General features: G+C 67.9%; 7 protein-coding genes and 2 tRNA genes. 1 reads left to right on the top strand and 8 read right to left on the bottom strand.

Annotation, left to right across the window (positions count from 1 at the left end):
* Positions 1 to 206: 206 nt before the first annotated feature.
* The 6 genes from BY998_RS23565 to BY998_RS23540 all read right to left on the bottom strand — a co-directional run bounded on the left by BY998_RS23565 (position 207) and on the right by BY998_RS23540 (position 7,218).
* Positions 207 to 932: a DUF2459 domain-containing protein gene (locus BY998_RS23565; RefSeq protein ID WP_110354114.1), complete on the bottom strand. Its 726-nt coding sequence runs from the start codon at positions 930 to 932 to the stop codon at positions 207 to 209.
* The gene (locus BY998_RS23560; protein WP_110354113.1) at positions 929 to 3,649 is read right to left on the bottom strand and encodes a valine--tRNA ligase; all 2,721 of its coding nucleotides are present in this window, start codon (positions 3,647 to 3,649) and stop codon (positions 929 to 931) included. The genes BY998_RS23565 and BY998_RS23560 overlap by 4 nt, the downstream gene beginning before the upstream one ends.
* Positions 3,650 to 3,750: 101 nt before the next feature.
* On the bottom strand, positions 3,751 to 4,347 hold the full coding sequence (locus tag BY998_RS25140; RefSeq protein WP_181425611.1) for a DUF2497 domain-containing protein: 597 nt from the start codon (positions 4,345 to 4,347) through the stop codon (positions 3,751 to 3,753).
* Positions 4,348 to 4,471: 124 nt separating this feature from the next.
* Positions 4,472 to 5,899, bottom strand: a complete 1,428-nt coding sequence (locus BY998_RS23550; RefSeq protein ID WP_110354115.1) for a TolC family outer membrane protein — start codon at positions 5,897 to 5,899, stop codon at positions 4,472 to 4,474.
* Between the two features lie 395 nt (positions 5,900 to 6,294).
* Positions 6,295 to 6,945 carry a protein-L-isoaspartate O-methyltransferase gene (locus BY998_RS23545; protein WP_110354112.1) on the bottom strand — a complete coding sequence of 217 codons (651 nt, stop codon included), beginning with the start codon at positions 6,943 to 6,945 and terminating at the stop codon, positions 6,295 to 6,297.
* A gap of 199 nt (positions 6,946 to 7,144) precedes the next feature.
* Positions 7,145 to 7,218, bottom strand: a tRNA-Cys gene (locus tag BY998_RS23540).
* A 258-nt stretch (positions 7,219 to 7,476) separates the two neighbouring features.
* Between BY998_RS23540 and BY998_RS23535 the strand changes: the two genes are divergently transcribed.
* Positions 7,477 to 7,552 (top strand) — tRNA-Asn (locus BY998_RS23535).
* Positions 7,553 to 8,033: 481 nt separating this feature from the next.
* On the opposite strand, the gene BY998_RS24585 is transcribed toward BY998_RS23535, so the two are convergent.
* Positions 8,034 to 8,171: a hypothetical protein gene (locus tag BY998_RS24585; RefSeq protein WP_181425610.1), complete on the bottom strand. Its 138-nt coding sequence runs from the start codon at positions 8,169 to 8,171 to the stop codon at positions 8,034 to 8,036.
* Positions 8,172 to 9,528: 1,357 nt separating this feature from the next.
* Positions 9,529 to 9,660: a hypothetical protein gene (locus BY998_RS25135; protein WP_280952932.1), complete on the bottom strand. Its 132-nt coding sequence runs from the start codon at positions 9,658 to 9,660 to the stop codon at positions 9,529 to 9,531.
* Positions 9,661 to 10,411 lie beyond the last annotated feature (751 nt).

Raw genomic sequence — 10,411 nt, 5'->3', positions numbered from 1 at the left:
GAACCCGGCCGCGCCGCCCGCGACGAGGGCGGCTGCGGCGACGGAGGCGATGGCGCGGCGGCGGACAGTCAGGGTCATGGAAATCTCCGAGGATCGATCGCTGGGGCGTGCTGCCCTCGCGCGCCGGACAGGAGGCCGGGCGAAGGGCGGCGGTGCCGTGAGCGAAGATCTAGGCTGTCCCGCCTGACCGCCGGATGGCGCGAAGATTACGGTTTGGACAGGTCGGGCCGTTCCAACGCCCGCGCGCCGGCCCGCCAGCGCAGATCGGCGATGAGCCCCAGCGGATGCGTGTCCAGCACCGGTGTCACCGGCAGGCCCGCCGCATTGAGCAGGTCGGCGGCCCAGTGGTTGCAGAGGTTGGCGTAGGAGAAGCGCCCCTCACCCGCGTAGAACAGGCTCGGCCCGTAGAGCCCCGGCCCCAGCGCCACGGGCTGGCCGTCGCCGAGGCGGAAGCCGGTATCGAGCCGCGCCAGAAGCCGGGCGAGGCCCTCGCGCGAGATCCGGACCGGCACGATATCGGCCTGCGGAAAGCTCTCGCGGGCGGGGCGTTCGAGGCCGACCACTTGGATCACGCCGTCGCTGCCGCCGGGGGTGAACAGGGCTTCGAGGGCCAGCCGCCCGTCGAAAGCCTGCAAGGTGGGCGTCGCCCGGTAGAAGCGGGCCTCGCCCCAGCCGAATTCCAGGTCGCCGTAGGCGCGAAAGCGCGTGGCGATGCTGCGCAAGGCTGCGCCCGCGCCCTCCCCCGTCAGCCGATCGCGCGGCAGGACGAGGCCGGAATGCCAGCCGTGGCTGACGAGGAGCACGGTGACGGCCTCGGGGCCGGAGGCGGGATAGAGCGCCGGATCGCCCGGCCGCGCCGTCCAGAGGGTGAGCGCCGTGAGCGCGACGGCGAGCCCGGCGACGAGCGCGCCGAGCCGCCGCCACAGCCTCACGCGTCGCTCAGGCGGACCAGCGCTTCCTCGATCTTGGCCAGCCGCGCGGCCTCCGCATCCCGGCGCTCGCGCTGCTCGTCGACCACCTCCTCGGGGGCGCGGGCGAGGAAGTCGGCATTGCCGAGCTTGCCTTCGATCTTGGCGATCTCGGACTTCGCCTTGCCCGCTTCCTTCTTCAGGCGCGCGACTTCCGCCGCAAGATCGACGATGCCCTCCAACGGCAGCGCGGCGACGCTGCCGCGCACGAGGAGTTGCACCGAGTTCTTCGGGGCGGCCTCCGTGAAGCCGATCTCGGACAGGCGCGCGAGCCGGGTCAGCGTCTCGCTCCAGCGATCGACGCGGGCGCGCACGTTCGCGTCGGCGCCGACCAGAACCAGCGGCACCTGCGCGCCGGCCGGCACGTTCGTCTCGGAGCGGGCCGAGCGCACCTCGGAGATCAGATCGACCAGCCAGCCGATCTCGGCCTCGGCCTGCGCGTCGGCATAGGCCGAGAGGTCCGGCCAGGATTCGAGCGTGAGCAGGCCGCGCGACTCGGGCAGCGCCTGCCCCTTGATCGCCCACAGCTCCTCCGTGAGGAAGGGCATGAACGGGTGCAGGAGCTTGGCGATCTGGTCGATCAGGAAGGCGATCGTCGCCTGCGTCTCGGCGCGCGCGGCCGGATCGACGCCCTCCCCCTGCAGGACGGGCTTGGCCAACTCCAGGTACCAGTCGCAGAACACGTTCCAGACGAAGCGGTAGGCGGCCGCCGCCGCATCGTTGAAGCGGTAGACCGTGATGCCCTGCGCCACCTCGGCCACCGCCTTGGCGGCCTCGGTGAGCGCCCAGCGATTCAGCGTTTCGCGCACGGCTTCGGGCCGGAAGTCGGCCTTGAGTTCGCAGCCGTTCATCTCGGCGAAGCGGGCCGCGTTCCAGAGCTTGGTCGCGAAGTTGCGGTAGCCTTCGACTCGCTGGGCCCCGAGCTTGATGTCGCGGCCGGGGGCGGCGAGCGCGGCCAGGGTGAAGCGCAGGGCGTCGGCGCCGAAACGGTCGATGAGATCGACCGGATCGACCACGTTGCCCTTCGACTTCGACATCTTGGCACCCTTCTCGTCACGGACGAGGGTGTGCAGGTAGACCGTCTCGAAGGGCGCCCGGTCGGTGAGGTGCAGGCCCATCATCATCATCCGGGCGACCCAGAAGAAGATGATGTCCTTGCCCGTCACCAGGGTGTTGGTGGGGTAGAAGCGGGCGAGTTCCGGGGTCTTGTCCGGCCAGCCGAGCGTGGAGAACGGCCAGAGCGCGGAGGAGAACCACGTGTCGAGCACGTCCGGGTCACGGGTCAGCGCGACGTCCGTGCCGTGCTTGGCCCTGGCCTGGGCCGCGGCCTCGGCCTCGCTCTCGGCGACGAAGACACCGCCGTCCCCGTCGTACCAGACCGGGATCTGATGGCCCCACCAGAGCTGACGCGAGACGCACCACGGCTCGATGTTCTCCAGCCACTGGAAGAAGATCTTTTCGTAGTTCTCGGGGACGAACTTCGTCTGGCGATCGCGCACGGCCTGGAGCGCCCGCTCGGCCAGCGGCTTGACGTTCACGTACCACTGGTCGGTCAGATACGGCTCGATCACCACGCCCGAGCGGTCGCCGTGCGGCACGGCGTGGGTGTTGGGCTCGACCGCGCGCAAGAGGCCGCGCTCCTCCATCAACTCCACGACGCGCTTGCGCGCCTCGAAGCGGTCGAGGCCGTCGAGCGCCAGCGCGGCGTCCTCCGGCTCGGCGCCGTCGAGGAAGTCGGCATTGCCGGCGAGCTGAATCCGCGCCTCCGGGTCGAGCACGTTGATCGGCCGGCAGCCCTGGCGGCGCCCGACCTCGAAGTCGTTGAAGTCGTGGGCTGGCGTGATCTTGACCGCGCCGGTGCCCTTCTCCGGGTCGGAATAGCTGTCGGCGACGATCGGGATCAGCCGGTTGACGAGCGGCAGGCGCACGCGGCGGCCGACGAGGTCGCGGTAGCGCTCGTCGTCCGGGTGGACCGCCACCGCAGTGTCGCCCAGCATCGTCTCGGGACGGGTGGTCGCCACGGTGATGACCGCGCCGGTCGGGGCGCCGGCCTCGTCCACGACGGGGTAGTCGAAGTGCCAGAGATGGCCCTTCACCTCGATCTGCTGCACTTCGAGATCCGAGATCGCGGTCTGGAACTTCGGGTCCCAGTTCACGAGGCGCTTGTCGCGGTAGATCAGCCCCTGCGCATGCAGATCGACGAAGGTCTTGAGCACGGCGCGGCTCAGGCCCTCGTCCATGGTGAAGCGCTCCCGCGACCAGTCGCAGGAGGCGCCGAGCCGCTTGAGCTGGCCGATGATGGTGCCGCCGGATTCCTCTTTCCAGGCCCAAACCCGGCGCAGGAACTCCTCGCGGCCGAGTTCGCGTCGGCCGGGCTGCTGCGTCTCGGCGAGCTTGCGCTCGACGACCATCTGCGTGGCGATGCCGGCATGATCCGTGCCCGGCTGCCACAGCACGTCGCGCCCGCGCATCCGCTCGAAGCGGACGAGGATGTCCTGGATGGTGTTGTTGAGCGCGTGGCCCATATGCAGCGAGCCCGTCACGTTCGGCGGCGGGATCACGATGCTGAATGGCTCGGCGCCGGCCCGCTCGGGGCGGCCGGCGCGGAAGGCCTGGGCCTCGTCCCAGGCCGTAGAGACGCGCGCCTCGACGGCGGCGGGGTCGAAGATCTTGTCCATCATGGGCGGGGCGGGCTTTTCAGGCGTGCGGCGTCTTCGGGAAGATGCCGCCGCTATCGGCCCGGGGCGGTGTCCCCGTCAACCGTCACCCGCCGGGGCACGGCTCAGCGCCCGCGGGCGACCCGCTCGATTTCCGCGCGCACGAGCCGCTCGACCATGTGCGGCAGATTCTCGTCGAGCCAGCCCTTCAGCATCGGCCGCAGCATGTCCTGGACCAGATCCTCCAGGGTGCGGGCGTTCTGCGAGAGGACCGTCTGGGCCAGAAGATGAAAGTTCTGCCCCACGCTTTCGACCGTGTGCGAGGAGACGAGCCGCTCGCTCACCTGCTCCTCAACCGCCGCGCGGATGCGCTCGGCGGCCTTCGGGGCGGGCGCCGGCTCCGGCTCGGGCACGAAGGCCGGCTCGGGCTTCGGCGGCGGCTCGAAGGTGGGTTCGGGCTCCGGCCCGGGGTCGAATTCCGGCATCCGGAAGTCGATCTCGGGCATGTCGAAATCGACGGGCTCGGCCTTGCGCAGGGGCGCGGCCACCTCGGCGAGGTCGAGCACGTCGTCGTCCTGGGCGGGCGGGGGCGGCGGAGGAGCCTCGGCCTCGACCGGCTTGGGCGCTTGGTCGTCGGCGATGATGCGGCGGATCGAAGCCAGGATCTCCTCCATGGAGGGCTCCTGCGACTTGTCCTGAACCTTCGGGCTCGCTGCGCTCATCTGGACGATACTCGGTGACGATTGACAAGACGACGAAACGGTTAACGAACTATTTCATCATCTCGTCCCGCATCAACCATGATCCCGCGCCGGCCAACAGGAAAGTTCCGGGCGCGGGCGCTCCTCAGCGCCCGTCGGGCGTGCGCACGCCGAACCAGAGATCGCGGACCTGATCGAGGTGTTCGCGGGCGCTGTAGGGCGTCACCGGCAGGCTGGTGAAGCGGACCGTGAGCCGGCCGACGGCCTGCACCACGTCGTAGGAGTTCACGACCCGGTCGCGCTGGGCGCGGATCAGGGCGACGCGGGCCGAGAGCAGTTCCTGCTGCGCGTTCAGCACGTCGAGGGTGGTGCGCTGGCCGACCCGGGCCTCCTCGCGCACGCCGTTCAGCGCCACTTCGTTGGCCTGGACCTGCGCCTGGGAGGCGATCACCTGCGCCTTCGAGGCTTCGAGATTGCCCCAGGTGCGGACGATGGAGGCGCGGATGGTGTCGCGGTCCTGCTCGGCGATGAGGCGGGCGCGCCCGGCATTCTCCTTGGCCTGGCGGATCACCGCGTACTCGCCGCCGCCCTGGTAGAGCGGGATGTTGACCCGCCCGACGATCGAGGCGGTCACGCCGTTATCGCCGGAAAACTGCTGATCGTAGCGCTGCTGCACCGCGCCGGTGATCTGCGCCTGCGGGTAGAGCGCGCCCTCGGCCACCTTCACCTGCAACTCCGCCACGTCCACCGCGTGGAAGGAGGCGAGGATCTGCGGATGCTCCTTGAGGCCGATGAGGATGGCCTGATCCAGCGAGGCCGGCACGTAGCGGTCGAGGGGGCGCCCGGGGGCGAGCTGGCGCGGCTCGACGCCGACGATCTGCCGATAGATGCCGATCGAGGCGCGCAGGGCGGCCTCCGCGGCGCTGACTTGGGAACGGGCGCCGGCAAGGCGTGCTTCGGCCTGGGCCACGTCGGTGCGGGTCACCTCGCCGACGTTGAAGCGGTCGCGGGTCTGGCGGAGCTGCTCCTCAAGAACCTCGACGTTGTTGCGCTGCAATTCGAGCGTCGCCGTGTCGCTCAGCACGTTCATATAGGCCTGGGCCGCGTTGAACAGCGTGTTCATCTCGGTCTGGCGCAGGCCCTCGCGCGTGCTGAGCACGGTCGATTCGGCCGAACGGACTCGGTTGTCGGTCTGAAACCCGTCGAAGACGTTCTGGTTGATGGTCAGGCCGGCGCCGCCCGGGCGGGTGAGAAGGTTGATCGGGCCGCTCGTGCCGATGCCACCGATCTTACCCTGGAACTGCTGGATGCCGATATCGGCCGAGATCGCGGCGTTGGGCCGGTAGCCGGCCTGGAAGCGGTTCACGTCCTCATCGGTCGCGCGCAGGTTGGCCCGCGCCGCGTTGAGGGCCGGGTTCGCCTGATAGGCGCGCGACAGCGCGCTCTCGAGGGTCTCGGCATCAGCCGGACTTGCGACAGCCAGCACCGAAGCGACGGCGCCAGCCAGCCGAAGCGCGGACCGCGCCGCAAGGTTGCGTTCTTTCACGTCGATCAGCCCTTGCGGTTTCTCGATTTGCCGTCCCGCCGCACCGTCGCGTCCGACCCGGTCGGTCGTCTTCCGGTCCGCCCAAGGACGCCCGTCGAACGATCCGCTCCGCAAGGGTCGCGACGTGACCGTCGTTCGCACGTTCGTGCGCCGGGATGGCCAGCCCGCCTCAAGCGGAAGAGTAGCCGAGCTTATGGCGCCGGTGACAGGGGTTACCGCACTGCGATGGTGGATTGCCGGTGGGTGGCTCAAAAAAGCGACACCCGGCCCCGCTTGATCCATGCCCGCGAAATTGTGTGCCGAAGGCGCCCCGCCGCTCTCGGCGGCGGGGCGCGTCTTGGCGAACGGCGCGAAAAGCCTCCGCCTCGGCCGGCAAGACTCTGGCCGGACGCTGCGTGACTGAAGCCGTCGTGGCGTGTTCTTTAAAAGGCGAAGCCGGGTTCGGTCGCGAACGCTTTCAGGCCCGGTAACGAAGCGTCGAAAAGCGCGCGCGATCCGAAGGCATCGCCCGCCCGCACGAACAGGGTCGCCTTGGCATTGCGATGGGGGCCGAACACGCAGACGAGTCGTCCGTCGTCGCGCAGCAGGTCGAGCAGGGCCTGCGGCCGTGTCTCGACGCGGCCCTCGACGAGAATCGCGTCGAAGAGCTCGCCCTTCACCGGCGCATTCAGCGCGCCGTGAATCACCTCGACCCCACCGCCCAGGCGCTCGCGCGCGGCATCCGCGAGTTCGGGGGTCGATTCGAGGGCGACGACCTCCGCCCCGAGACGCTGCAGGATGGCCGCGCCGTAGCCGTAGCCGGTGGCGACGTCGAGGACGCGCAGGCCGGGACGGACCTTGAGGGCCTGGATCATGCGGGCCAGCACCATCGGCGCGGGCATCGCGTGGGCCCCGTCCGCTTCGGTGTCGAAGGTTAGCGTCTGATCGATATAGGCGAAATCTGTGCGGCCCGGAGGCACGAAGCGCTCCCGCGGAACGGAGTCGAAGGCATCGAGCACCGCGACGTCGTTCACGTCGAAGGTCCGGAGCTGACAATCGACCATGAGGCGCCGCGCCTGGGCATAATCGAGCATGAGCCGTCCATCCCTCGCCGCTGCGCCAGACCGTCCTTCAGCCCGCCCGTCGAGCGGCGCCGATGCGAGCGGGCGCGTTGTCGTGGATCGCCCTCGGAATTGCAAGGCTAAGGCTGACGGACGTCCCGCGCTATCGCGGCGAATTCCGGCCTGTCGTCACGAGCGATGATGGAGGAGGTCCGGCACTGCCGGGAATTTTTGGAGGCCTCGCCCGGAATCGAACCGGGGTGCAAGGATTTGCAGTCCTCTGCGTAACCACTCCGCCACGAGGCCTCGCCGCGCCGAGGCGCGACGCTCCGGGCCGGGCGGTCGCTCCGGAGCGAGGCGTCTCTAGCAGAGGCTCTGCCCGCTCGGCAACGGTCTTGTCGTGCGTTCGACATAAGAGCGGGCATAAGATGCGGTTTCGCAGGGGCACCGAGAGAGCCCGACCGCCGCGTCGAGCGCAAAGGCGCAAAAACCTTCGCCAGGACCCTTGCGCCCGCAATCGCTGACGGCTAATGACCCGCCAGCGCCGCCGAGGCGGCCGGGTGATCCCCGATAGCTCAGTTGGTAGAGCAAGCGACTGTTAATCGCTTTGTCGCAGGTTCGAGTCCTGCTCGGGGAGCCAATCTTTTCAAACACTCAAGTACTCTTCGGCGAAGACGTGTTACCGCCGTTGTTCCTGGGGTGTTTGCAGAATCCGGGCTTCGCCTTTCGCCGCGTCGTTCGTAGCTCGGCCACGCGGCCCGACTGAACCACCGACCCCGGTGATAGAGCATCGTCGCCGACATTTGCGTGTGCATGGCTGTGCGCATTACGTCGGCCGGCGCGGCTCCGGGCTCGAATGCCTCGCTGATCGCCCCCGCCCTGCTGTCCATGTTTAAGATGCCGTCCGGCCAGCGGCAGGTGCGTGCGATCTCGCGTAAGGTGCGGCTAAAGTGCAGACGCCTCCACGGGAGACCGAAGCGTTCATCGCGCACCAGGGTGCCAATCCCGCGTATGGGCAATTCGGCGAGCCGTTTGGGATAGCGGCTAAGATCGTGCTCGGCGACCTCGTTGCCATTCGCCTTCGACGTCGGCTTGCGCAGGATCGTGCCGTCGATGTGATTTCAGACGAGGCCCCGATCCCAGACCCAGGCGCCGTCTGTGATGGCCCGGGCGATTCGGGTGCGTGCCTCTGCGTTGGGCCGATCCCATTCGCCGATCACGTCCTTCTGGCAGAGCCCGAGCTCGACTTGGTGCGTCACGGCAAGCGCGATGCTCGGCCTGCCTGCCTCGTTGGGTCGAGGCAGCTTCGGCCTGGGCGATCCACTCGGCCATGCGCTCCCATGTCAGCCGGTCGACGTCCCAACCTGGGATCGTTCCGGGATCGCCTCGGCGCCGGCAGTCGTCGAGGCGGCGGCCGATGTCGCGCAGGATGCTCTCGCGATCCTGCTCAGACAGCATGTGCCAGTGCCTGGGAAGCCAATCGCAGCAGAGGCTCGGCGCGTGCTTCGGCGTCCGAGGCAGTACCGGAGGGCTACCAGGGGCATGAAGCCGGTGTCCCGGCTCAGCGGGTCGATGTTGGTCGCGCTCATCGCCCGCGCTCCTTCATCCCCTGCTCGCGAGCCCGGTTGAGGTCCGCCATCATGTCGTGTGAGCCGCCCGGCCGGATGGGTGGCGAGGAGAAACCCGATCGCCGGGATGGCCTGCTCGCACTCTTCGGCGGCGGCATACAGCGTGAGTGAGCGGGCTGACACGTTCTCGCGCTTCGCGGCGTCATCGAGCGCGTTCTTTGCAAGAGCATGGCGTTTTACACCCGCACCAAATCGTCCCGCACGCTATCCGGACGCCTGGTAAAGTGGCCGGGCCGGATGCGAGGACGGCAGCAGCAGCGCGCTCCCATCCAACCTATCCGATGGATGACAAGTCGCTGAAAGCTAGGCCTGATGACGCGCCTCGCCACGACAAATACGCCAACTCACCCGCCGTCATCCTCTCAGCGCCAGACGCACCCTCATCATGGGGGATCAACGGGTGGGTTCGGGGGTGAGGGTCGAGGGCGACGGGGGCTCTTAAGTGCGCGTTCCGCTTTGGTGCCGATCGCTTGTCGGAACAGGACGCCTGAAAAAGCATTTGCCGGAGGCATACGTTGTTGGCGGGATCGCCAGCAGCTAGACTGAACGAAAGCCCATGTGAGCTAGTAGATAAATTATGATAAATCGGCCTAGGATCAGACTGAAGAAAATTGCAAGGTCTAATATCGGCTCCGGAGAATTGCCAAACTGGGCCGTCACATTTTCAATAAGTACCGCCGGGACCCTTGATGTCATCACGACAGTTCACGTTGTCGGCGGCGAAAACGGTGAAATCAACGATGTCGCAGCGCAGGGCTGGCAGCAATTGCAACGTGTCAGCAGCATCATCGCCGCTACGGCTGCGCGAACAAACCCAAACATCGGAGCGCCAGCAGAGGCCGAGGGTATCCGTGAGACGCAGGAAGAGCGTTTAGAGAAGGCTCGCCTCGCGGATCGCCTGCGGTACGCACAGCGTGCAGGAGCGTCTGACTGAGACCGTGGCCCTGATCCTCCGTTGACCAGAGCATCTGGTTTTGTAAGCCTACGCTCATTCCCCGCCTCCGAGACCTAAATCTCCGGGGTGAAGCGACACGGAGGTGGTGGGGTCTTCGTCCTGCTGCTCTGCGCGGTATTCGGCGGTGCGCTCGGGATCAACGACGTCCCAATCGGCCAGCGTCATGCCGTCCTCGCCGATCGCTTTGTCCTCGACGTTGTGGCCGCCTCCTCTGTCGCGGTTTCGTGGCTGCACCGCTCGCACAACGCTTCGTCGCCGACGACGAGCCAATCTCCGCTGCCAATGCTCGCTACGGGGCGGCCGTCCCATTGGGGCACGCGGGTCGCTTCAAAGCCGCGCCCGGTTTTGCAGCCTCACAGTCACAGCCGGGGCCGCCTTCTCCCGGCGAAGGATTGGCGCTCGGGTCATCCGCATAATCGCAATCCTCGCAGCGAAGCATCAAGGCCGCCTCGCATGTCGCGGCGCGGACGATCTCATGGTTGACAGCGTTGAGGCGCCAGCCGCGGCGCCAGACTGTCTCGATCTCATTGCTGGTGCCAGCGCTCCGCAACTTGGCCCGGATCTACGTCATGTAGACGTCGGGCGTCTTCTTTCGCGGGGCAACGTCAGCGAGGGCGTAGACCGCCACTATGGCTCGCTCGCGATGCACGATGTGCGGAAACGTTGAGCGGATCGCCCGAAGCACCCGCTCTTCCATGCGGGTGAGCCACCTGTGGGTTGGCAGCACGTAAGGGACGCGCGAGAGCTTCCTCCATCTGCCGAACGGTCTCGAGTAGCGCGTCCCGCTCCTCACGAGTCGCGCAACCTAGGCTGGCATGAAGGGTCGTGTCCCGGATGGTGGTGTAGCTGAGGGGTGGTCATCGGCGGTTGCCGGGTAGGGTCGGGTTGCGACGACCAACCTCGAACCCGAGAGACC

It is taken from the genome of Methylobacterium sp. B4 (assembly GCF_003201865.1).
Lineage (GTDB): Bacteria > Pseudomonadota > Alphaproteobacteria > Rhizobiales > Beijerinckiaceae > Methylobacterium.
Note: the sequence above shows the minus strand (reverse complement) of the source record. Positions and strands in the feature narration are given on the sequence as shown.

What these genes read in the sequence shown, in the direction of transcription:
- BY998_RS23560 (WP_110354113.1), bottom strand. Translation starts at nt 3,649, where the DNA reads ATGATGGACAAGATCTTCGACCCCGCCGCCGTCGAGGCGCGCGTCTCT.
- BY998_RS23545 (WP_110354112.1), bottom strand. Translation starts at nt 6,945, where the DNA reads ATGCTCGATTATGCCCAGGCGCGGCGCCTCATGGTCGATTGTCAGCTC.
- BY998_RS25135 (WP_280952932.1), bottom strand. Translation starts at nt 9,660, where the DNA reads ATGACGCTGGCCGATTGGGACGTCGTTGATCCCGAGCGCACCGCCGAA.
- BY998_RS25140 (WP_181425611.1), bottom strand. Translation starts at nt 4,347, where the DNA reads ATGAGCGCAGCGAGCCCGAAGGTTCAGGACAAGTCGCAGGAGCCCTCC.